This window comes from Dactylosporangium sp. NPDC051484, assembly GCF_040689395.1.
Taxonomy (GTDB): domain Bacteria; phylum Actinomycetota; class Actinomycetes; order Mycobacteriales; family Micromonosporaceae; genus Dactylosporangium.
Genome location: NZ_JBFAZX010000013.1, coordinates 74,121 through 96,183, shown reverse-complemented (window position 1 = coordinate 96,183; position 22,063 = coordinate 74,121). Strand labels below are relative to the sequence as shown.

The following is a 22,063-nucleotide window of genomic DNA, read 5'->3' as shown; positions in this document are numbered from 1 at the left end:
TTCAGAACATCATGACGTCCACGTAGAACTGCGCGATTGGCGCGGCCGCGAAGAGGGCCACCAGGAACCCGGCGATCATGAACGGGCCGAATGGGATGGCCGTCTTGCGGTCGCCCTTTCGGGCGACGATGATGCCGACTCCGACGACGGCACCCAGCAGGAAGCCGGCGAACGCGCCGATTGCCAATGCGGACCAGGACAGATAGCCGAGTACACCGCCGAGGATTCCGGCCAGCTTGACGTCCCCGAACCCCATACCGGCCGGGTAGGCGAACGCCAGCGTGAAGAAGAAGGCGAGCAACGCCGCCGCGCCGATCGCGGAGCGCGCCAATGCCCACCAGTCGTCCTCCCAGGCCGCCGAAAGCGTCAGCAGGATCGCCACTACCGGGTACGACGGCAGGACGATCACGTTCGGCAGCCGGCGCCAGTCGAGGTCGATCACGGCCAGCGCTATGCCCGCCGCGGCGACGTAGAGGTACGCGGGCAATGCGCTGAGCAGGTGCAGCTGGTGCATGCGCAAGGCGACCGCGACGAAGAGCAAGGCCGTTGTCAGCTCGACAAGCGGGTACCGTACGCCGATCCGCACACCACAGTCGGCGCACCGGCCACGAAGGACGAGCCACCCGAGCACCGGGATGTTGTGCCGATGCCGGACCCCGTTGCCACAATTGGGGCAGCGCGACGGGGGTGTCACCAGCGACTCGCCCCGGGGCACGCGGTGAATCACGACGTTGAGGAACGAACCCACCGCCAAACCCAGCAATAGCGTCACCGGTAGCAGAAGCGCGAGCTGGGTAAGAAGCACGGCCCTATCATGACCGCTGGCTCCGGCCGGCTGCGACAGGTGAGCGGCGTGGACGGGGTCCGCAGGCCCTCGGGTGTCAGCTGCGGCGGTACCGGCCGCGCTCGTGAATCAGCGGCGCGGCGTGGTCGGCGGCAAGTTCGACCCGCTCGATGACCGCCTCCACCAGCAGCGACCAGCCCTTCTCGGTAGCGCCCACCAGGCGGCAGCCGGCCCAGCTGTGCCCGCGCGGCACTGGGCCCCACTCGGTGCGCTCCCACTCGCCCGTGGCGAACAGCCCGCCGGGCGCCGGCATCAGCCCGGCGAACTTGTCCGCGAGTTGGCGGTCCTCCTCCTCGAGCAGGCTGACCGCGAACCGGCCGGCCGACTCGGCGGCCTCCCACAGGTCGCTCTCCTCGTCGACCAGCCCGAGCACGCGGCCCGGATCGCCGTCGACGACCAGCATGGACGAGACGGTCAGGCCCTTGTCGCCCTGCCGTTCTCCGGCCGCCGTCCACAGCGTGACGGCGGCCGGCAGCCGCCCTCGCAACCGCCGGACGGGCGACTTCAGATCGTCGGGCATGGCGAACGGGTCGGAGGCGTGGATGCTCACCGCCTCATTGTCGCCGCTGGCGGCTGCGAGGGCGGCGCGCCCCAGCACGCCGTCCGGTCAGGCCCGCTTCGGAGTGACGGCCGCCAGGACCTCCGGCGCTCGGCGCTGCAGCAGATTGCCGGCCAGTCGGGTGCCCAGCCAGGCGAGGGCGAAGCCCCACGCCAGGCCGATCGGCAGCAACACCCACGACACGGCGCCTGGCAGGAGCAGGAACGCGATCGTCAGCGGCGCGGTCAGCGCCCAGGCCGCGAACATGCTCACGAACGACAGCAAGCTCTTCGCGCCGCCGCGACCGGTGTTCATGGCGAACGGGTTGTTGGTGTCGGGCATCGGGTACGCGGCGAGGACCGACGTGATGCCGGACGCGCCGACCGAGATGCCGAAGGCGCACAGTCCCACCCCGAGGGCGGCCGGCAGCTGGGCGGTGTGCCCGCCGACGATCGCCACCACGACCGTGACGACGCTGAGCAGCGGGAACGTCAGGATGCCGACCGCCAGCGCGCGGGCGGCGAGCTCCACCTGGCCGGGCACGCTGGCGAGGATGTGCAACGCGTAGGCCGTGCCATCGTTGCCGAACTGGTTGACCAGCACCAGGCCGACGAACGCGCCCGCGACCATCAGGGAGAACACGATGGCGCCGTGGCCGGCCGGCCGGTTCTGGCCGGGGTTTGCGAGCCCGAGCGTGAACGCGAACGGGATCACCACGGAGGTGGCCAGCAGGGAGACGAGGCTGGCCCGCCGGCGCGGATCGCGCAGCCAGTACCGCACCTCCCGGGCGATGAGACCGGAGAAGCGGGTCGGCGGCAAGAAGCGCAGGGCGCGCGGGATGAGGGCACGCACCGGGCTCTCGGCGGAGGCGGACCGTCGGGCACCGGGGCCCGCCGCGCTGCCGACCATCGCCGACTCGATCGTCCGCAGCCACCACCACAGCAGCAGCGCGACGCCGGCCACGCCGATGAGCAAGCGGGCGGCGACGAGCGCCCAGCGGCCGTCGATGGCATCGACGTAGGCGACGTACGGCGCGGCGAGCGGCGTCCAGGACAGCACCCGGGCGATCGCGGTGGCCTGCGGCGACTCGCCGCGGCCGACGAGCGCGAAGACGAGTTGGAAGATGGGGTTGCACGAGATGCCCATGAGCGCGAGGAGCAGCGCGGCGAGGTCGCGGACCCGGCGCGAGCGCAGCATTCGGGCGAACGCGCTGGTCACCGCACGGCTCGCGGCGACGCAGACGCAAAGCCCGACGAGCGCGCCGAGCACCGCGATGATCGCCGGGGCCGGACCTTCGTCCACGGCGCCGACGACCGAGCCGAGCGTGGCGAGCAGTGTGACGATCGGCGGCACGCCGACGAACGCGGCGGCGAGCATGCCCAGCACCAGCGTGCGGCGCGGCACGGGCAACAACGCGAAGCGGGCCGGGTCGAGGGTCTCGTCGACGCCGAACAGCAGGGGGACGAAGATCCAGGCGAGCACCACGGCGGCGCCGGCGAACGCGGCGACCGTCGGACGCAGGTGGGGGCCGGCCACGCTGCTGCCGGCGAAGGCGGCGAAGCCTATAAACGCGACCCACAGCCCGAACAGCGCGCCGAGGAGCAGAACGACGAGCCGTGAGTGCCGGCCGAACCAGCGCGACCTGCCGCCGGGCTGCCGCCGGCCCGGCCGCAGCGTGTTGCGCAGGATGCGCAGCTTGAGCCGCACGAAGTAGGCGACCCGCGGCCGTCCCCGACCCTCCACAGCCGGCGACGCCTGCCGCTCGGGCCGCGGTGCCTCCGCAGGCGCCGGCCACTCTTGCAGAATCCGCGCCTCCGGGCCCGGCAATCCCGGGACCTGCGCCTCCGCGCCCGACACCCCCGGGACCTGCGCCTCCGGGCCAGGCACCCCGGGGACCTGCGCCTCCGGGCCCTGCGCGGGTGGGGGCGTCACAGCCACGACAGCTCAGCGCCTGTCGCCACGCGGCCGCCGACCACGTCGACGAAGACGTCCTCGAGCTCGCGGCCGCCGCGGACCTCGTCCGTGCTGCCGACGACCTTGATCTGCCCGTCGGCCAGGATCGCGATGTGCGTGCACAGCCGCTCGACCACGGCCATCACGTGGCTGGAGAAGATCACCGTGCCGCCGTTGCGCACATAGCGGGTCAGGATGTCGCGGATCAGCGCGCCGGACACCGGGTCGACGGCCTCAAACGGCTCGTCGAGCACCAGCAGCCGCGGCGCGTGCAGCATCGCGCAGGCCAGGCCGATCTTCTTCTTCATGCCGGCGGAGTAGTCGACGACCAGGGTGCGCCCGGCGTCGGCGAGGCCCAGCACGTCGAGCAGCTCGGCCGCCCGGGCGTCGACCACGTCCTGCGGCAGGCCGCGCAGCAGGCCGGTGTACGCCAGCAGCTCGCTGCCGGAGAGCCGGTCGAACATGCGCGCCGAGTCGGGCAGCGCGCCGAGGCGCCGCTTGGCCTCGACCGGGTCGGACCACACGTCGTGGCCGAGCACATACGCATGGCCGGCATCCGGGCGCAGCAGCCCGACGGCCATGGACAGGGACGTGGTCTTGCCGGCGCCGTTCGGGCCCAGCAGGCCGAAGAACGATCCCGTCGGTACCTCGAGGTCGACGCCCGCGACCGCGACCTTGTCGTCGAAACGCTTGGTGAGCCCCCGTAACGCGAGGGCCGAACTCGGCTCGCGATCCGTCACACCCTGAACGTAAGTCACGCTGTCCACCCCTGCCACCCAGCTGACGGTACGTGACGGGCTACATCACGAATGCGGTGGCGAGCTTGCGGAGCCGCTTGGAACGCAGCCGGACCTCGCAGAAGTCCGGCAGGGTGAAGGCACCCGAGCGGCGTAACGGCGCGGCCACGAAGAGCAGCAGCGCAAGGTAGCCGGCGGCGAACCCGACCGGATACCACAGCACGTCGACGCCGTGCTTGAGCACCAGACCGGCGACGCCGAGAAAGCTCGCCGCGGACAGGTACTCGCCGCCGATCGCCGCCGCGTTCCAGGTCAGGCTGACCATCCGCGAGGCGACCAGGAAGCCCGAAGTGGTGCGGGCGAAGCGCAGCCCGTAGAGGCCGATGGCAAGCGTGACCAGCGTGACCAGCACGACGGCCGTCACCGAATAGGAGCTCACGTGGGCGGGTGCTGGCCGCGGTCCTCGACCAGGGCCAGGAACTCCTGCTCGTTGCGCTCGGCCAGGTGCACGTAGACGACGCCGATCACGTAGAGAAATGGGTACGCCAGCGCGCCGAGCAGCAGCCAGGGCAGCGAGACGCCGAACAGCCGGGCGTGCGCCACGGCCGGCGCGGCCGCGAACAGCAGCGGCAGGCCGCCGAGCCCGACGGCGACCACGGCAGCGAGCCGGACTGCCACGGACAGTTGCGCCCGCACGAGGCCGCGGGCCAGCGCCGCGCCGACCGGGCTCTGCTCCTCCAGCTCCACGCGGGCTCGCGCGGGCTGGATCCGGGCGCGGGAGACGTCACCGAGCACCACGCGCACGCGCGGAGTTGGCGGCTCCATAGACGGCAGTCTTGCAACGTCCGCGAAACAAAAGCAAGGGCCGACGTCCCCCGTCCGAACGTCGGCCCCCGCTCTTTTCCTCAGTACCGCCGGTAACAGAGATAGTCCTGCACGATCACCGGCTGTGTAATGATCTGACGCGCGACGGCCCTGCCGAGGTTCCATCCACGCCAGTCGTCCTCGTCGCGGGCGAGATCGTCGGCGATGTCGGACAAGGCGCACTCCCGCGCGCCGGCCGGCAGCCGGTCGAGCTCCGGGGCCGCGTCGGCGGACAGCGTGCGCAGATACCAGATGTCGGAGTTGCTCGCGTGCTGGACGGCGCCCGCCCGGTCCACGTTGTGCGCGGCGATGAGCCGGTCGGGATTGAGCGCGGCCAGGCCGAGCAGCGTGACCACCCAGAGGCCGACGGCCGCGCGGGCCAGCCACGTCGCCGGGCGCCGGAGCCCGGTCGCACCGGCCAGCATGACCAGGATGAACAGGCCGCCGAGCCAGAGCTCAACCGCGCTGACGAAGACGCGCAGGCGGGTGAAGCCGTACGCCTGCTCGTACACGTTCATCCGCCACAGCGCCGAGGCGACGACCACGATTGAGCAGACGGCGAGCAGCCCGAGGACCAGCCGCAGCAGCACCCGATCGGCGGCGGTGTCGCGCGGCGCCTTGCGCACGGTCACGCCCATGACGCACAGAGTGAGCAGAGTGATCACGAGTAGCTGCCAGAAGCCCCTGCGGGCGTATTCCGCGAAGGTCAGCCCGACGGTGCGCATGACGTAGTCACGGTCGCCGAACAGCACCGCGAGCTGCACGGCCACGAAGAGTACGAACAGCACCAGCAGCGCGCCAACCGGGACCAGCCACTCGATGCGCCGCACCGGCCGGCCCGAGCGCGGCGCCGCGTCGCCGATCGACGACGGGTTGACCACCAGGAACGCCGCGCCCAGCGCCAGCACGCCGGCGACAACGCCGACGAACAGCCAGCGGACCATGGCGCCCGCGTCGAGTTCGGGCACGATCTCGGACACGACCCGGCCGAAGGCCGCGTCGGCGCTGGCGAACAGCGCGCCGAAGACGAGGAGCAGCGCCATGCCGATGCCGATCGAGGCGAGCAGCCGCAGCGTGTTGCTCGTCCCCTGCGCCCCCGTCTCGGCATCGCTCCGGGTCGCGGTTCCGGAGTCACGGGTGGTCCCGGCGCCGGGGTTGGCGGCGCTGGGGTTGAGGACGGTCGCGCTGGCCGGGGCCGCCCCGCCCTCGGCCTCGGCGGCACGGCCGTCCCTTACCCGACCGTCGCTTACCAGGCGGTCGCTTACCAGGCCGTGGCGCGCCCACGGCATCGCCCGGAAAGCGGCGAAAACGAGGGTGAACGGCGCCACGAGCACGGCCGGCACCCGCCGGTGCTGCCCAACGGCCAGGGCGACACAGCCGAACGCCGAGAGCAGGCTGAGCGCGAACAACCAGCCGGCGGCGCGGAAGAAGCCCACCGACAGCAGCGCGAGCGCCGCTGCGCACCACAGCAGCGACTCCGCCCGCGCACCGAGCGTCCGCCGCTTGCCGCTGATCGGAGGCCCGGAGCGGCTCAGCAGCAGGGCGAGGGGGACGAGCAGGCCGAGCCCCGCGATCGGCCAGCCCAGGCCGGGGCGGTCGAGCGGGATGCTGACGGCGGCGATCAGGGCCGTGGCCAGGGAGCCGTACAGGGCGCCGCGGCCGGCCGCCGGGTCGCGCCGGGGCCAGGCCCGCTGCCACAGCGTCGGGGCGGGCGGGCCCAGCCGGATCGGGCTGATCACCGCGGGGTTGGGCAGGCCGGGGACCGGCTGGGCCGCAAGCACGGGCGTCCGCGGAGGCCCGGACGGCACATGCGGCGGCCTGAACGGTGCCGAAGGCCCGGGGTTGTTGGCTGAAACGCCGGGGTTAGTCGGGTGGACACCTGCGCCGGGCGGCGCCGAAGACCCAGAATCGGCCGAAGCGCTGGAGCGCGTCGGGTCGACGCTGGCGCTGGGCGTCGCCGAGGGCCCCGGATCGGCCGAAGCGCTGGGGCGCGTCGGACGGACGTCGGCGCCGGGCGGCGCGGAAGGGCCGGGGTGGATCGGGTCGACGCCGGCGCCGGCCGTCGCGGACACGTCGGGCTCCGGCGGCGGGCCGGTCGGCTCGGGCGTGGACCGTTCGTGGCTCGGCCGGTCGCTGCCGGAGTTGCCGGGGGTTTCGGACATGATGCGGCTCCTGAACGAGGGCATGCGGATCCGCGCGGCCGGGGGCGTCCCGGGTCGCGGAAAGGGGCTACTGCGTCAGGCCGGCAACGTCACGCGAATCCGGCAGCCGGGCAGGTTGTCGGGCTGCTCGACGACGGCGATCGTGCCGTCGTGCAACTGTGTGAGCCACTGGGCGATGGCCAGGCCGAGCCCGGTGCCGCCGCCGGAGGCGCGGGCGCCGCGGGTGAAGCGCTCGAAGACGCGCTCGCGCTCGGCGTGCGGGATGCCGGGACCCTCGTCGGCGACCTCGATCATGACGCGGCCGGCCTCGCGGCGGCCGAGGATCGTCACCGTGCCGCCGTCGGGGCTGTGCCGGGTGGCGTTGTCGACGAGGTTGGTCAGGACGTGGTGCAGGCGCGCTCGATCGGCTCTGACCAGCGCGTTCTCGGGGAAGGAGGACGAGAGGTACTCGACCTTGTGTCCGGCCGCCACCGCCTTGACCTCGGCCTCGGCGACGACCTCGTGGAGGAGGTCCTCGAAGTGGAAGAGCTCGCGGTCCAGGGGTACAACTCCGGCGTCCAACCGAGAGATGTCGAGCAACTCCGTCACCAGCCGGCCCAGCCGCTCGGTCTGCGCCAGCGCGGTGCGCAGCGTGGCCGGGTCGGGGTCCGCGACGCCGTCGACGATGTTCTCGAGCACCGCCTGCAGCGCGGAGATCGGGGTGCGCAGCTCGTGGGAGACGTTGGCGATGAGCTCGCGGCGCTGCTGGTCGGCGGTGGCGAGTTCGCCGACCATCTGGTTGAACGCGACGGCCAGCTGGCCGACCTCGTCCTTCGAGGTGGCGCGGACCCGCGCGGAGTAGTCGCCGCGGGACATCGCCCGGGCGGCGGCGGTCATCTCCCGCAGGGGGCGGGTCACCCCGTGGGCCAGCACCTGCGAGGTGATCAGGCCGGCGGTGAGCGCGATGTACGTCGTGTTGCGCGGGATCCAGCCGATGCCGATCCAGAACACGCCGAGGCCGGCGCTGGCCGAGGAAAGTAGCAATACGGCCAGCTTGAGCTTGATCGACCGCAGCGGGTCGAGCGGGCGCGGCAGCAGATCGGCAATCTTCTTCAGGCAGCGGTTCATGCTGCCACCTCCGCCCAGTCGGGCTTGATAAGGCTTCACGCTGATCGACCCAGACCAGGCGCCCTCACGCGGACTCCAGTGCGTAGCCGACGCCGTGGACAGTGCGGATGAGGTCGGCACCCAGCTTCCGGCGCAGTGCCTTGATGTGGCTGTCGACAGTGCGGGTGCCCGACGCGTCCGCCCAGCCCCACACCTCGGCGAGCAGCCGCTCGCGGGGCAGGACCGTGCGCGGACGGGCGGCCAGGTTGACGAGCAGGTCGAACTCGGTCGGCGTCAGGTGCGCCTCGACGCCGGCGCGGGTGACCCGCCGCTGCGCCCGGTTGATCTCGAGGTCGCCGAGGACGATCGGGGTCTGGTTGGGATCCGGCTGTACCTGTGCGAGGCGCTCGATCCGCCGCAGCAGGACGTGCACGCGGGCGGCGAGCTCGCGCATGGAGAACGGTTTGGTCAGGTAGTCGTCGGCGCCGACGGCGAGTCCGACGAGCATGTCGGTCTCGTCGTCGCGCGCGGTCAGCATCAGCACCGCGACGGGGCGCTCGGCCTGGATGCGCCGGCACACCTCGAGGCCGTCGAAGCCGGGCAGCATCACGTCGAGCACCACGAGGTCGGGCCGGATCAGCTTGGCCGCCGCGACCGCGGACGGCCCGTCGTGGGCGGTGTCCACGGAGAAGCCCTCGGCGCGAAGCCGTACCGCGATCGACTCCGCGATCATGCGCTCGTCGTCCACGACGAGCACGCGGCGACGCTCCCCTGCTGCGTTCATGCATTGCAGCGTATTCGCGCGTCGTGCAGGCACTCGGTCGGCGATGTGGAGGGATTGTGGAGACCTCGGCCGCCGTTGTGCGCGCGGGGCCGGGCGAGATCAGGACATCTCACGACAAAGCCGGGCGGTCGAGGGTCCGCGACTCGGCGGCGCAGCTGTCAGGTGACCCCGCACCGCGGGTTTGGATAGACCGTCACCGGTGTCCGAACCGTGCACCGATCGCCGACGCGGCTACACGAGCCGGACCGCCTAATAGGCGCCCTTGCGGAACACGACCACGCCGATCGTGCGCCACAGGGTGTGCAGGTCCAAGACCAGGGACCAGTTGTCCACGTAGTACAGATCCAGGCGCACCGCGTCGTCCCAGCTCAGGTCGCTTCGGCCGGAGACCTGCCACAAGCCCGTGATGCCGGGGCGGACCAGCAGGCGGCGGCGGACGTCGCCCAGGAAGTCACCGTCCTCGGCGGGGAGGGGGCGGGGGCCGACCAGGGACATCTCGCCGACGAGGACGTTGATCAGCTGCGGCAGCTCGTCGATCGACGTCGCGCGCAGCCACTTGCCGACCCTGAAGATGCGCGGGTCGTTCTTCATCTTGAAGAGCAGGCCGTCGCTCTCGTTCTGATCGTGCAGCGTGGCCAGCCGCTCCTCCGCGTCCACATACATCGTCCGCAGCTTCCACACGCGGAACGTCCTGCCCTCGCGGCCGATGCGCGGCTGGCGGAAGAAGATTGGGCCCGGGTCGGAAAGTTTGATTGCCAGTGCCACGAGGGGGAAGAAGGGCAGGACGAGAAGTAGGCCGAGCAGGGCTAGCACCCGGTCGATCACGTTCTTGAACAGCCAGCCGACGCCGGAGAGCTTCGGCTCCTCGACGTAGAGCAGCGGGATGCCCTCGATCGGGCGGATGTGCACACGCGGGCCCGCGATGTCGGTCAGCTGGGGCGCCACGGCGAGGTCGATGCCGGTGCCCTCGAGCTGCCAGGCGAGCCGGCGCAGCTCGACCGGCTCGGCGCTGGCCGAGCCGCAGACGGCAATCGTGTCGGCGTTGAGCTCGCGCACCAGCGAGAGGATGTCGCGGCCGGCGTGCACGGGCACCGGCGTGACGGTGCTCGCCCGCGGCGCGTAGCCCTCGGTGAGGTGGATGCCGACCGGCACCAGGCCCGCGGCGGGGTCGCGACCGATCGTCGCGTGGACCTCGAGGGCCTCCTGCAAGGTGCCGACGAGCAGCATCCGGTGAGTCGCCAGGTGGAACTTCGTGCGTGCGAACGCGAGCGCGCGCCTGGCGATATACCGCAGGATCAGCACGTAGCCGAGCCCGCAGACAAGCGCGGCGCCGACCGAGAACCGCGACGCGTCGACCTTGAAGGCGAACGCCGCGAACGCGACGATGGCCACAACCGTCCAGGAGGCGCGGACCACCCGCTTGAACTCGTCGGTGCCGGTGCCGAGGTAGCGGCGGTCGTAGGCGCCGTGACCCCACAGCGCGAGCAGCCACACCGCGGGCAGCATCAAGAAGGCCACGAGAGCGAACAGCCGCGGGTTGTGCTGGAAGCCGGAGTCGGCCAGCGGTAGCTTGGTGGCGGCGGTCAGCGACGCCAGCGCCACCGCGCCCGTGTCGAGCAGGACCAGGATCGCCGCATAGGGACGGTGCCAGCGGGCGGCGCGCTTGGTGCGCTGCCAGGTCGAGCGCGGCACTCCGGTGGCCCCCAGGGGAGTCACCGCATGGTCGGGCAGAATCTCGAAGCTGTCGAGTTCACCCAAGGTCGATCTCCGGCTCGGCGAAGTGGCCGGACGTTGGAGACTAGCGGTCACCTCAGTGCGTCCTCTCGCACCGCGATTCGCGGATCGCGGCACTTTCTCGCGCCGCGATGCCCGGATCGCGACACTGCTCTGCTCGGCCGGTTGCGTCTCAAGTCCATGCGATCTGCTGATTCACGGACACCGGAAAGCACGTGCAAAGTGTCCCACGGCGGCCGGAGCTACCGATGACGACCGGACGACACTAGTTGCTCAACGTATTCGCTGTCGAGTGCACTGGCGTAGGGCGGACAGAACTGCGCGTGACAATCACCCCGAGTAGCACAGCCCCCACCAAAGCACACAGCAGCGGCGTCACGCTGCCCGCCGGGGGCGTCCAGCCGCCGCCGAACGGGTTGAGGCCCGCGGTGACGCCCCGCTCGAACCGGGTCATGACCCTGACCAGGGCATAGATATGCATCGGTACCGTAAGTGCCGCACAAACCAGCACCAGTCGATCCAGCCACCCGCGATTCGACAACCACTGTGCATAACGGTCCGCCAACGGCGCGAGAAGCACCACGCCCACGCCGAGCGGCATGACGTACCGGCCGTGCGCGAAGTGCCCGACCTTCGGCGCGAAGTACAGCTCCAGGGCCACCAGCAGCGCCACGCTGCCGGCGAACGCGGCGGCGATCCCGAGCCGCAGCCGCCAATCGCCGAGCCACACGGCGGGCACCACGAGGGCGGCGACGAGGAGATACCACAGCCCGATCACGGCGATCGGGAGCATCATCTCGCCGTAGTTGAACTGGCCGACGATCTGGCGGGCCCAGAACTCGGCCCGCGAATGCACGATGTCGCTCAGGATCGCGCCGGAGGTCGTCGGCGGCACCGGGCGGCCCTGGCCCAGGTCGCTGCCGCGGGACGCGATGGCGGCCCAGAACACGGCGAACCCGGCGCCGAGCGCGGCCGGGACCAGAAACGCGCGGCGCAGCAGCTCGCGCGGGAGCGTCCGAGTCACGAAGAGCGACAGCGCGAGCACCGCGAGCACGAAGAACGGGCCGAGATCACGAACGGTGAACAGCAGCACCGAGGCCACCCCGGCCGCCCCCCAGCTCCGGCGCAGCACGGCGACGAACAGCAGCACGGCCGCGCTGATCTCCAGCCCGTTGGGGTTGATCGACCCGGCCAGGTCGGCCAGCATCGGCGTCGCGACGAGGAGCACGGCCAACGCGAGCAGCCGATTCCCGCCCGATGAGGTGCCCCTCAAGGCCAGCGCCACGGCCCACGCGAGCAGTAGCGCGGACAGCACGGCCGACAGCAGCCGCGCCCAGATCAGGCCGGCGCCGTCGGGGCTGATCCGCAGCGGCAGCCCGACCAGCGCGTAGTAGACCGGGCTGTACCGCGCCGCGGCGCTGGGCACCAGCGTGCTGGTCCGGTCGCCGTTGGTGACCAGACAGGACGCGGGGTGGTACGCCGGGTTGTCGATCCAGGTGCAGTCGGCGTTGTCGGGCAGCAGGCTGCGCGGGCCGATGAACGCGTTCGTCTCGATCCCACCCGCGTCCATGGCGCGCTCGTGCGGCAGCCACTGCCCGGTCCAGACCGCGAAGGCGCGGACGAGGTGCTGTTTCTCGTCGTACGTCCCGTTCACGGGCAGAGCGAGGGCCCACGCGGTTCCGAGGAGGAAGAATGCGGCGAAGGCCGCGACGAACGCAGGGCGTACGCGGCTCAACGTACGAGCTTCGAGAGCCGGCGGTCCGCCAACGGCTTGCCGCCGGTCTGGCACGTGGGGCAGTACTGCAGCGACGTGTCCGCGAACGACACCTCGCGCACCGTGTCGCCGCACACCGGGCAGGGCAGGCCGGTGCGCGCGTGCACGGCGAGCCCGGAGCGCTTCTCGGACTTCAGCGTGGCGGCCTTCTGCCCCACGGAGCGCGCCACGGCGCCGGTCAGCGCGGTGCGCATGGCCGCGTGCAGCCGCGCCATCGCCTCGTCGGTGATCTTGTTGGTCAACGCGAAGGGTGACATCTTCGCCGCGTGGAGTATCTCGTCGGAGTAGGCGTTGCCGACCCCGGCGAGAACGGTCTGATCGGTGAGGACGCCCTTGATCTGGCCGCGCCGGGAGCGCATGGCCGCGGCGAAATCCTCGGCGCTCACCGCCAGCGCGTCCGGCCCGAGCCGGGACACGCCCGGGACCAGGCGCGGGTCGGTCACGAAATACGCCGCCAGGCTCTTCTTCGTGCCCGCCTCGGTCAGGTCGAAGCCGGACTCGTCGTCGAGGCGCACGCGCAGCGCGATCGGGCCGGAGCCGGGCTTGAGCGGCGTCTTGGCGTTGAAGGAGTCGCGGTAGTGCAGCCAGCCGGCACGGGCCAGGTGGACGACGAGGTGCAGGTCGGGGCCGGCATCGGAGCCGATGTGAATATCGAGGAACTTGCCGTGCCGGGAGGCGCCGGTGATCGGGCGGCCAGCCGCGGCGGTGATCGGTGGGTCGAAGGTCTTCAGCGCGCTGATCGCGGAGACCTCGATGCGGTCGACGGTGTGGCCGGCGGCGCGCTCTCGCAGGAACGCGGCGAGCGCCTCGACCTCGGGAAGCTCGGGCACCCGTCCAGTCTGCCGCAAGACACGGTCCGTAGGCTTCCTGCATCATGAAGGTCGTCGTCGCGCACAATCGTTACGCGTCCGGGCAGCCGTCCGGCGAAAACGTGATCGTCGATGCCGAGATCGCGCAGCTCGGCGCGGCAGGCGTCACCGTGGTGCCCTTCCTGCGCAGCTCGGACGAGATCGGCACGTTCTCCACGGCGCAGAAGGTGCTGCTGCCGCTCTCCCCGCTGCGCAACGGCGCGTCGCAGCGCGCGCTGTCCGCGGTGATAAAAGCGGAAAAGCCGGATTTGGTACACCTACACAATCCGTATCCGCTGATCTCCCCCTCGATCGTGAAGACCGCACACGCCCACGGCGTCCCGGTCGTGCACACCGTGCACAACTACCGGCAGGTCTGCGCGCCGGGCCTGTACTTCCGCGACGGGCACATCTGCACGCAGTGCCGGGGCCGGACGTTCCCGACGCCGGCCGTCACGCACGCGTGCTATCGCGGTTCCAAGGCGCAGTCGGCGGTCATGGCGGCCACCCTGACGTACCACCGCAGCACTTGGAAGCAGGTCGACCACTTCGTCGCGCTGACCGACCGCATCGCCGCCCACCTCGCCGACTTCGGCATCCCCGCCGAGCGCATCACCGTGAAGCCCAACGGCATCCCGGACACAGGCGCGGCGACCGGGCCCGGCAACGGCTTCCTCTACGCCGCGCGGCTCACCCCGGAAAAGGGGCTCGAACTGGTGCTGGACGCCTGGTCGCGGCACGACGACGGGGCGCTCGGCCCGCTGCGGATCATCGGCGACGGGCCGCTGCGCCCACATGCCGAGCGGGCCGCGGCCGAACGCGGGGACGTCACCTACCTCGGACCGGTCGACAACGCCACCGTGCGCGCCGAGGTGGCCCGCGCCGCCTGCGTGATCGCCGCCTCCACCTGGCACGACGTGCTCCCCACGATCATTCTCGAGGCGCTGTCCGGCGGCCGCCCGGTGCTGGTCACCGACCGGGGCGGGATGCCGTACCTGACCGGCGAGGCCGGCTGGGTCGTCGAAGCCGACGCCGCCTCGCTGGCCGACGGGCTGCGCAAGGCACACGAGGGCGCGGCGGCGCTGGCGCCGGTGGCGCGGGCGCGCTACGAGTCGCAGTTCGCCCCGGACGTGCTCACCGAGCGGCTGATCGGCATCTACCGAGCGGTCCTCGACCGCGGCGCGGGGCCGTCGGCGGGCTGATCGCAGGCCGATACGGCGCTGAGCGGCACTCGCGCCGCTCAGCGCCGATCAGACCGGGGCCTCGCTAGGCTTCTGCGGGACCTCCACACGCTCCGGTGCGGGCGTGCCCGGCTGCGGGCCGACCCACCTCAGGGCGTAGGCGTACAGGATCACCATGCAGATCAGGCCGGCGGTCGAGCCGGTCAGCAGGCCCCACGCGGCGCCGTGCAGCCCGCCCCAGTCGGCGCCGAGGGTCAGGCCGCTGAGCGAGACCGTGGCGAACACGACGTACTGCAGGAACAGCATCCGTGCCCGGTGCATCCCTCGCATCGCCGCGGTGAAGGGCACCTGGAGCAGGTACACCGCGCCCTGCAACGCGATCGGCAGGGCCAGCGGGGCGGCCTCCGCGAACTTGTGCGTGTGCACGAGCACGAACGAGACCAGCGGCCAGACGATCAGCACCATCAGCGCGCCGAGGATGGCGAAGGCGGTGGCCAGCTGGCGGGTCTGGCGGCGCAGCGCCAGCATGGCCTCGATGCCTTCCGGGCCCGGCTTGGCGGCGGCCGCGGCGTTGCGGGAGGCGCGCGGAACGAGCAGGCTCTGGATCGCGGTGATCAGGTTCTGGATCGGCGAGAGCTGCACGGTCTGCACGAAGCGCAGGTTGGCCAGGTCGACCTTGGAGAGCCGGCCGGCGACGATGAAGCTGATCGCGAGCACCTGCACCTGGGCCACGATCGCGGTGGCGGTGAACCAGCCGGACAAGTGTCGGGTCTCCGATAGCCAGGCCAGCGGGCTGCCCTGCCACGGCAGGCGGCGCTCGCGCACCAGGTAGACGGTGGCGCCGGCGGTGGCGCCGAGGCCCCAGACCGCCAGCAGGCCGCCAGCGCTGAAGGTGTGCGTGACGATCATGATGGCGACCAGGGTCGCCTGAACGCCGGCCCAGACCAGGTCGATGCCGAGGGCCTTGTCCGGGCGCCGATCGGCGAGATAGTCGCAGCGGGCCGTGTCGTGCACCATGATCGGCACCATGAACGGCGCGAGCCAGATGATCTGGCTCAGGTCGATCTCGCCTGTGTTGGGCCAGACGGCCCAGAGCACCACGAAGATCGCGGTGGCGAGCAGGCCGGAGCACAGCGCGGTGGCCACGCCGTTGCGGGCCAGCCGCACACGGGGCTCCCCGTCATACCGCGAGGCCAGCGCCAGCAGCACGTCGCCGACGACCGCGCGGTTCAGGTACATGGCGAAGTAGCCCACGGCGAGGGCGAGCGCCAGCGCGCCGAACTGCTCCTTCGGCAAGGTGGCACCCAGGAGGGTGTTCGCCGAGTTGGCGGCGGCGATGACCACCTGGTCCAGCAGGCCCGCGCCGACGAAGCGAGAAGCGCCGCCCAACCCCTGCATGCGGCGCGACAACGGGCGTAGGTTCACGAGCCGGAATGGTCGCGATCGAGGTTCACGAGACGCACATTACGGGACCCGCACGTGACCGGACCATCCGACTTTTGCCGTAATCACCAGCTCACGTCGAGAGGTTTACCCTCCGCGTAACCCGCGGCGCTCTGCACGCCGACCGTCGCCCGCTCGGCGAACTCGGCCATGTCGGCGGCGCCCGCGTAGGTGCAGGCGCTGCGCACGCCGGCCACGATCTCGTCGAGGATGTCCTCCACGCCAGGGCTGCGTGGGTCGAGGTACATCCGGGAGGAGGAGATCCCCTCCTCGAACAGCGCCTTGCGGGCGCGCTCGTAGGCCGTGTCGTCGGCCGTGCGGCGGCTCACCGCCCGGGCCGACGCCATGCCGAAGTTCTCCTTGTAGAGCCGGCCGTCGGGGTCACGGCGCGGGTCGCCGGGCGACTCGTGGGTGCCGGCCAGCCAGGAGCCGATCATCACGTTGGAGGCGCCGGCGGCGAGGGCGAGGGCCACGTCGCGCGGGTGGCGGACCCCGCCGTCGGCCCACACGTGCCCGCCGTAGTGGCGCGCCTCGGCGGCGCATTCGAGCACGGCGGAGAACTGCGGGCGGCCGACCCCCGTCATCATCCGGGTGGTGCACATGGCGCCCGGTCCGACGCCGACCTTGACGATGTCGGCCCCCGCGGCCAGCAGGTCGGCGGTCCCCTCCCGGGTGACCACGTTGCCGGCCACCACCGGCACGGCCGGGTCCAGCGCCCGCACCGCGCGCAGCGTGCCGATCATGCGCTCCTGGTGGCCGTGCGCGGTGTCGACCACGAGCACGTCGACGCCGGCGGCGATGAGCTTGTCCGCGCGGCCGGCCGCGTCGCCGGTGATGCCGATCGCGGCACCGATGCGCAGCCGGCCCTCCGCGTCGACGGCCGGGGAGTAGAGCGTGGCACGCAGCGCGGCGTTACGGGTCAGAATGCCGACGAGCTGGCCGTCCTGGTCGATCACCGGCGCCAGCTTGTGGTGGCCGGCGGCCAGCCGGTTGAACGCCTCCTCGGGCATCGCATCGTCGGGCAGGGTGAGCAGGTTGCGCGACATGACGCTGCCCAGCTGGGTGAAGCGGTCGACGTCGACGCAGTCGCTCTCGGTGACCACGCCGATCGGGCGGCCGTCGTCGACCACGATCACCGCGCCGTGCGCCCGCTTGGGCAGCAGGTCCAGGGCGAGGGAGACGGTCTCGGCCGGGCCGAGGGTGATCGGGGTGTCGTACACCAGGTGCCGCCGTTTCACCCAGGAGACCGCCTCGGCGACGACGTCGATCGGAATGTCCTGGGGGATAATCGCGATGGCGCCGCGGCGGGCGACGGTCTCGGCCATGCGCCGGCCGGCGACGGCGGTCATGTTCGACACGACGATCGGGATCGTGGTGCCGCTTCCGTCGTGCGTGGTGAGATCCACCTGCATCCGCGACTCGACCGCGGAGCGGCTCGGCACCATGAAGACGTCGTCGTAGGTGAGATCGTGCCCGGGCGTCTGGTCGTTGAGAAACCGCACGTCGTGCAACTGTATCGCGGGCGCACGGCTGGGCGAGTGGGTCTTGAGAGTTCGTCGCCGAGGCGGGACGATATCCGTACCGTGCCTTGCGAGGAGTTGATGCGCCATGCAGGTTCACGAAGCCATGTCCACGGCCGTCGTCCAGCTCGGCCCTGACCACACCCTCCGTCAGGCCGCCGCGCTCATGTCGGGGCGGAAGGTCGGCTCGGCGATCGTCATGGACCCCGACGGTGCCGGCGTGGGCATCATCACCGAGCGGGACATCCTCAACGCGATCGGCGCCGATCTCGACCCGGACGTCGAGCGGACCGCCGACCACATCACGTGGGAGGTCGTCTACGCGAGCCCCTCGTGGACGATCGAGCAGGCCGCGGCCGCCATGGTCCGCGGCGGCTTCCGCCACCTGGTAGTCCTCGACGGTGACGACGTGCTCGGGGTGATCTCTGTGCGCGACATCATTCGTGTCTGGGTTCAGACGGCAATCCTGGCGTGATCCCCGGTCCGGGGCGCGGAATCAGCCCCGGCGAGGTCGGCGCACCGGAAAAACGCCGGTCAGGGCCCCCGTTCCCCCCAGTGGAGGGCGGGGAACTCGGCTGAACGGCGGCCACGCGGCTGCGTAGGCTGCCACCATGCAGCTGATTTCTTTCGCCCGTGGCGCGCCGAGTCTCGACATCATCGACATCGACGGGCTCAAGGCGGCCGCGGTGCGCGCCTTCGAGGCCGACCCGGCCGGCATCACCGCCTACGGCACGTCCGTCGGCTACCTCCCGCTGCGCTCGTGGATCGCGGCGAAGCACGGCGTGGAGCCCGACCACGTCATCGTGACCAACGGCTCGCTGCAGGCCGACGCGCTGCTCTTCGAGCACCTGGTCAAGCCCGGCGACGTCGTGGTCGTGGAGAAGCCGACCTACGACCGCACCCTGCTCAACCTGCGCAACCTGGGCGCCACCGTGCACCAGGTGACGGTGCGGGAGGACGGCCTGGACGTCGAGGAACTGCGCACTCTGCTGGAGAGCGGCGTCCGCCCGCGGCTCGCGCACATCATCCCCAACTTCCAGAACCCCGCCGGCGTGACCCTGTCGGCCGAGAAGCGCCGCGCGCTGGTCGGGCTGGCCGAGCAGTACGGGTTCACGATCTTCGAGGACGACCCCTACGCGGACATCCGCTGGCGGGGCGAGAAGCTGCCCACGATGCTGTCCCAGGACACCGCCGGCGTCGTGGTGCACGCGAGCTCGTTCACCAAGACCATCGCGCCCGGCCTGCGGGTCGGCTACCTGGTCGGCCCGCAGGAGACGATCGCCGCGATCGCGAAGCGGGCCACCAACCTCTACATCTCGCCGAGCATGGTGGCCGAGGCGATCACGCACCAGTTCTGCGTGAACGGCGACATCGAGCGCTCGATCGCGACGGTGTCGGCGACGCTGGGCGAGCGGGCCCGGCTGCTGGCCGAGGGGCTGCGCAAGCACATCCCGGACGCGACGTTCGTCGAGCCCGACGGCGGCTACTTCCTCTGGGTGGAGCTGCCCGAGGACGTCGACACGACGGAGCTGGAGAAGGTGGCGGCCCGGGACTTCGGCGTGGCCGTGGTCAAGGGCAGCGACTTCCTGCTGGAGGGCGGGCGGAATTCGGTCCGGCTCGCGTTCTCGGCGGTCCTCACGGATCAGGTCGACGAGGGCGTCCAGCGTCTCGCGGCGGCGATCGAGGCGGTGCGCAGGGCCGGCTGAGGCCGGCCGGGGTGGCTGGGGCCATTCGTGCTCCCCGTTCACAGCAAGTCAGCAGCAGTCCAAGCAAGCTGACACCAAACCGTGATGGTGGGGGTGGTTCCCCAGGCGGTGCCGGATGGATCAAAATCCAGCCCGGCGCGCTTTGCGAATCGCGCTGCAGGCATCACCCCCGCCCCCCAACGGCACCGGGTGGGCCGACCGCGCCCCCCACCCCCCACCTGCGGTCGGTCCGCCCGGTGCCAACTTTCGGGCGGAAGTTGGCACCGGGCGGACCGACCTCGCTTCCCCCAGGGAGGTCGAGATGGCCGACGATCAACACTCCGGCACCCGTCCGCTGCAGCGCGCGCTGTCCCGGCCGGTGCGGGCCATGTCGCGGATGCTCAACAACTCCACGCCACTGGCGGCCAAGTCCGCCGCGCAGCCGCCGGAGCAGAGCGCGATCGTGGACTGCGCGCTGTACATCGACGGCGTGCGCCAGCCGGGCAACCGTAACTACGCGGAGGCGCTGCAGGCCGCCCGGCGGCGCCGCGGCTTCGTGTGGATCGGTCTGAAGGAGCCCCAGGCGGCCGAGATGGCCGCGATCGCGGAGACGTTCCAGCTGCACGAGCTGGCCGTCGAGGACGCGGTGCAGTCGCGGCAGCGGCCGAAGGTCGAGCGGTACGGCGAGATGACCTTCCTGACCATGCGCACCGCCCGATACGTCGAGCACGACGAGCTGACCGACACCAGCGAGGTGGTCGAGACCGGCGACGTGCTGATGTTCATCGGCGAGCACTTCGTCATCACCGTCCGGCACGGCGACGCGAGCCGGCTCGCCCCGGTCCGCTCCGGGCTGGAGCGCCGGCAGGAGGTGCTGGCCCGCGGGCCCTGGGCCGTCGCCTACGCCGTCGCCGACAGCGTGGTCGACATGCTTCTCGAGGTCGCGACGGGAATCGAGGAGGATGTCGCCGCGGTCGAGGACCAGGTGTTCAACCCGCAGCGGGGCGGACGGCGCGACGCCGGGCGCATCCAGCGCATCTACCAGCTCAAGCGCGAGCTGATGGAGTTCAAGCGGGCGGTGCTGCCGCTGCAGCGGCCGATGGCCGGGCTGGTGACCGGGCAACTGGCCGACGTGCCCGACGAGATCCGCCGGTACTTCCGCGACGTCGGCGACAACCTCGCCCGAGCGGTCGAGCAGGTGCTCTACCTCGACGACGTGATCAACTCGGTGCTCGCGGCGCGGCTGGCGCAGGTGAGCGTCGACCAGAACAACGACATGCGCAAGATCGCCGCGTGGGCCGCCATCGCCGCCCTGGTCACCTCGATCGCCGGCATCTATGGGATGAACTTCAAATACATGCCCGAGACGGAATGGGTCTTCGGCTATCCCGGCGTGATGACGCTGATGGTCGGCGGCTCGGCGGCTTTGTTCTGGGGATTCCGCCGCAGCGGCTGGTTGTAGACGGTGAATGTAGGTGGGCCGTCCCCCGTGGCCGGGGACGGCCCACCTACGCGATCGCGCCCTAAGAGCGGCTGTTCTTCGACGCGGCCTGCGACATCGGGGACTTCTCGTGCTCCCCGCTGCCGCTCGGGCCCGTGTTGGTGCTCTTGTGGCCGATCAGGTCGGAGGCGCGATCCTTGGCCGCCTCCCCCATCGTCCGGGCCTTGTCCATGCCGGCGTCCATCGTGGACTTCGCGGACTCGAGCATCGAGCCGCTGTCACTCGTCGTGCGGGTCGCGCCGTACTCGTCCCAGCCCTGCTGGTCGCGGCGACGGCGCAGCAACGCGCTCGCCACGCCGACGGCGGCGCCCGCCATCAGCAGCCCACCGATCATCGTCGGCCAGCGCCGCGACGACTTCTGCCCGTTTCTCGTCATCCCGACCTTTCCCTTGCGCCCCGTCTTGACCGCCTTGCGGCCGGTCAGCCGCGAGCGGTCCCGCGCGATGATCATGACCGTGTCCACGCCACCCTTGGCACGGCTCATGCCGCTCTCCAGATGCGGCTTCATGGCCCTGCGAGCGGCGTCGACGCGCGGCGCCAAGGCGCCCGAAGCGCCATCGGCGGCGTGCGCCGCGGCCATTCGCAGGTGATCGAGGCTTTCCCCGAGCTCGTCCCGTGCGAGCCGGCTGTGCGTCTGCACCTGACGACGTCGAAACACTTGCTCCACCTCCTGAGGCGCGGCAAACCCGTCCTTCCCCGATTACCCCGATCCGACCAGGGAGAACCTCAGGAGCAGGTCCGCTCCGGGTCATCCTGCAACGAACCGGTCGCCCGTACACCCGGATCCGCCAGAATGGACGTCGGATACGGTGATGACGGAATGTCACCAAGGAAAGGGAGAACTGGTGGCCGAGCAACTGTTCGCGACGCTGCACACCAACGTCGGTCCCATCCGGCTTGAGTTGTTCCCCAACCACGCGCCCAAGACCGTGCGCAACTTCGTGGAACTCGCCGAGGGCAGCAAGGAATACACGGACCCGCGGACGGGCGAGGCGGGCAAGGGGCCGTATTACGACGGCGTCATCTTCCACCGCGTCATCGCCAACTTCATGATCCAGGGTGGCGACCCGACCGGCACCGGCACGGGCGGCCCGGGCTACAACTTCAACGACGAGATCCACCCGGAGCTGTCCTTCAACCGGCCCTACCTGCTGGCCATGGCCAACGCCGGCATCCGCTTCGGGCAGGGCACCAACGGGTCGCAGTTCTTCATCACGGTCGGCCCGACGCCGCACCTCAACGGCAAGCACACGATCTTCGGCGAGGTCGCCGACGAGGACTCCCGCAAGGTCGTCGATCAGATCTCGACCACGCGGACGGGCCGCATGGACCGCCCGGTGGACGACATCGTCATCCAGCGTGTCGACATCGAGCGCACCGCGTAGCCAGCCCAGGGGGAGTCACGGTCA

The 22,063-nt window shown here is 71.3% G+C and carries 19 protein-coding genes and 1 pseudogene; 5 read left to right on the top strand and 15 right to left on the bottom strand.

Annotated elements, in window-relative coordinates; translation table 11 throughout:
* Window position 1 precedes the first annotated feature (1 nt).
* The 12 genes and pseudogenes from AB0367_RS22185 to AB0367_RS22130 all read right to left on the bottom strand — a co-directional run bounded on the left by AB0367_RS22185 (window position 2) and on the right by AB0367_RS22130 (window position 13,306).
* Window positions 2-805, bottom strand: a complete 804-nt coding sequence (locus tag AB0367_RS22185; protein ID WP_366228259.1) for a prepilin peptidase — start codon at window positions 803-805, stop codon at window positions 2-4.
* 76 nt (window positions 806-881) lie between these two features.
* A complete protein-coding gene (locus AB0367_RS22180; RefSeq protein ID WP_366228381.1) occupies window positions 882-1,364 on the bottom strand; it encodes a flavin reductase family protein in 483 nt (160 codons plus the stop codon).
* Window positions 1,365-1,451: 87 nt separating this feature from the next.
* Window positions 1,452-3,314, bottom strand: a complete 1,863-nt coding sequence (locus tag AB0367_RS22175; protein ID WP_366228258.1) for an ABC transporter permease — start codon at window positions 3,312-3,314, stop codon at window positions 1,452-1,454.
* Complete coding sequence (locus AB0367_RS22170) at window positions 3,311-4,075, bottom strand: ABC transporter ATP-binding protein (protein ID WP_366228257.1); 765 nt, start codon at window positions 4,073-4,075, stop codon at window positions 3,311-3,313. Before AB0367_RS22170 ends, AB0367_RS22175 begins: the two co-directional genes overlap by 4 nt.
* Window positions 4,076-4,136: 61 nt before the next feature.
* Window positions 4,137-4,511, bottom strand: a pseudogene (locus AB0367_RS22165) (cation acetate symporter); the annotation flags it as partial.
* Entirely contained in the window at window positions 4,508-4,897 is a 390-nt protein-coding gene (locus AB0367_RS22160) for a hypothetical protein (RefSeq protein WP_366228256.1), read from the bottom strand. The pseudogene AB0367_RS22165 and the gene AB0367_RS22160, both read right to left, overlap by 4 nt.
* Before the next feature lie 80 nt (window positions 4,898-4,977).
* Window positions 4,978-7,098 carry a DUF4153 domain-containing protein gene (locus AB0367_RS22155; RefSeq protein WP_366228255.1) on the bottom strand — a complete coding sequence of 707 codons (2,121 nt, stop codon included), beginning with the start codon at window positions 7,096-7,098 and terminating at the stop codon, window positions 4,978-4,980.
* Window positions 7,099-7,173: 75 nt separating this feature from the next.
* On the bottom strand, window positions 7,174-8,205 hold the full coding sequence (locus AB0367_RS22150) for an ATP-binding protein (protein ID WP_366228254.1): 1,032 nt from the start codon (window positions 8,203-8,205) through the stop codon (window positions 7,174-7,176).
* 64 nt (window positions 8,206-8,269) lie between these two features.
* A complete protein-coding gene (locus AB0367_RS22145; RefSeq protein ID WP_366228253.1) occupies window positions 8,270-8,968 on the bottom strand; it encodes a response regulator transcription factor in 699 nt (232 codons plus the stop codon).
* 249 nt (window positions 8,969-9,217) lie between these two features.
* A complete protein-coding gene (locus tag AB0367_RS22140) occupies window positions 9,218-10,726 on the bottom strand; it encodes a sugar transferase (protein WP_366228252.1) in 1,509 nt (502 codons plus the stop codon).
* A 241-nt stretch (window positions 10,727-10,967) separates the two neighbouring features.
* Window positions 10,968-12,437: a DUF2142 domain-containing protein gene (locus AB0367_RS22135; RefSeq protein WP_366228251.1), complete on the bottom strand. Its 1,470-nt coding sequence runs from the start codon at window positions 12,435-12,437 to the stop codon at window positions 10,968-10,970.
* A complete protein-coding gene (locus tag AB0367_RS22130) occupies window positions 12,434-13,306 on the bottom strand; it encodes a DNA-formamidopyrimidine glycosylase family protein (RefSeq protein ID WP_366228250.1) in 873 nt (290 codons plus the stop codon). The genes AB0367_RS22135 and AB0367_RS22130 overlap by 4 nt, the downstream gene beginning before the upstream one ends.
* 44 nt (window positions 13,307-13,350) lie before the next feature.
* Here AB0367_RS22130 and AB0367_RS22125 point away from each other — a divergent pair, with 44 nt between their 5' ends.
* A complete protein-coding gene (locus AB0367_RS22125) occupies window positions 13,351-14,526 on the top strand; it encodes a glycosyltransferase family 4 protein (protein WP_366228248.1) in 1,176 nt (391 codons plus the stop codon).
* 48 nt (window positions 14,527-14,574) lie between these two features.
* Here AB0367_RS22125 and AB0367_RS22120 read toward each other — a convergent pair whose 3' ends face one another.
* Both AB0367_RS22120 and AB0367_RS22115 read right to left on the bottom strand, forming a co-directional pair.
* Window positions 14,575-15,930, bottom strand: coding sequence for a hypothetical protein (locus AB0367_RS22120; RefSeq protein ID WP_366228247.1), 1,356 nt, complete (start codon window positions 15,928-15,930; stop codon window positions 14,575-14,577).
* 83 nt (window positions 15,931-16,013) lie between these two features.
* Window positions 16,014-17,450 carry a GuaB1 family IMP dehydrogenase-related protein gene (locus tag AB0367_RS22115; RefSeq protein WP_366228246.1) on the bottom strand — a complete coding sequence of 479 codons (1,437 nt, stop codon included), beginning with the start codon at window positions 17,448-17,450 and terminating at the stop codon, window positions 16,014-16,016.
* 106 nt (window positions 17,451-17,556) lie between these two features.
* On the opposite strand from AB0367_RS22115, the gene AB0367_RS22110 reads away from it, so the two are divergent.
* The 3 genes from AB0367_RS22110 to AB0367_RS22100 all read left to right on the top strand — a co-directional run bounded on the left by AB0367_RS22110 (window position 17,557) and on the right by AB0367_RS22100 (window position 20,615).
* The gene (locus AB0367_RS22110; RefSeq protein ID WP_366228245.1) at window positions 17,557-17,943 is read left to right on the top strand and encodes a CBS domain-containing protein; all 387 of its coding nucleotides are present in this window, start codon (window positions 17,557-17,559) and stop codon (window positions 17,941-17,943) included.
* A gap of 136 nt (window positions 17,944-18,079) precedes the next feature.
* Window positions 18,080-19,174, top strand: coding sequence for a PLP-dependent aminotransferase family protein (locus AB0367_RS22105; protein ID WP_366228244.1), 1,095 nt, complete (start codon window positions 18,080-18,082; stop codon window positions 19,172-19,174).
* 376 nt (window positions 19,175-19,550) lie between these two features.
* Window positions 19,551-20,615: a magnesium and cobalt transport protein CorA gene (locus AB0367_RS22100; RefSeq protein WP_366228380.1), complete on the top strand. Its 1,065-nt coding sequence runs from the start codon at window positions 19,551-19,553 to the stop codon at window positions 20,613-20,615.
* Window positions 20,616-20,676: 61 nt separating this feature from the next.
* Here the strand turns inward: AB0367_RS22100 and AB0367_RS22095 are convergent, their stop codons facing one another.
* Window positions 20,677-21,312: a hypothetical protein gene (locus tag AB0367_RS22095; RefSeq protein ID WP_366228243.1), complete on the bottom strand. Its 636-nt coding sequence runs from the start codon at window positions 21,310-21,312 to the stop codon at window positions 20,677-20,679.
* 187 nt (window positions 21,313-21,499) lie between these two features.
* Here AB0367_RS22095 and AB0367_RS22090 point away from each other — a divergent pair, with 187 nt between their 5' ends.
* Complete coding sequence (locus AB0367_RS22090; protein WP_366228242.1) at window positions 21,500-22,039, top strand: peptidylprolyl isomerase; 540 nt, start codon at window positions 21,500-21,502, stop codon at window positions 22,037-22,039.
* Window positions 22,040-22,063 lie beyond the last annotated feature (24 nt).

What these genes read in the sequence shown, in the direction of transcription:
- AB0367_RS22180 (WP_366228381.1), bottom strand. Translation starts at nt 1,364, where the DNA reads ATGCCCGACGATCTGAAGTCGCCCGTCCGGCGGTTGCGAGGGCGGCTG.
- AB0367_RS22160 (WP_366228256.1), bottom strand. Translation starts at nt 4,897, where the DNA reads ATGGAGCCGCCAACTCCGCGCGTGCGCGTGGTGCTCGGTGACGTCTCC.
- AB0367_RS22155 (WP_366228255.1), bottom strand. Translation starts at nt 7,098, where the DNA reads ATGTCCGAAACCCCCGGCAACTCCGGCAGCGACCGGCCGAGCCACGAA.
- AB0367_RS22150 (WP_366228254.1), bottom strand. Translation starts at nt 8,205, where the DNA reads ATGAACCGCTGCCTGAAGAAGATTGCCGATCTGCTGCCGCGCCCGCTC.
- AB0367_RS22145 (WP_366228253.1), bottom strand. Translation starts at nt 8,968, where the DNA reads ATGAACGCAGCAGGGGAGCGTCGCCGCGTGCTCGTCGTGGACGACGAG.
- AB0367_RS22125 (WP_366228248.1), top strand. Translation starts at nt 13,351, where the DNA reads ATGAAGGTCGTCGTCGCGCACAATCGTTACGCGTCCGGGCAGCCGTCC.
- AB0367_RS22110 (WP_366228245.1), top strand. Translation starts at nt 17,557, where the DNA reads ATGCAGGTTCACGAAGCCATGTCCACGGCCGTCGTCCAGCTCGGCCCT.
- AB0367_RS22105 (WP_366228244.1), top strand. Translation starts at nt 18,080, where the DNA reads ATGCAGCTGATTTCTTTCGCCCGTGGCGCGCCGAGTCTCGACATCATC.
- AB0367_RS22100 (WP_366228380.1), top strand. Translation starts at nt 19,551, where the DNA reads ATGCTCAACAACTCCACGCCACTGGCGGCCAAGTCCGCCGCGCAGCCG.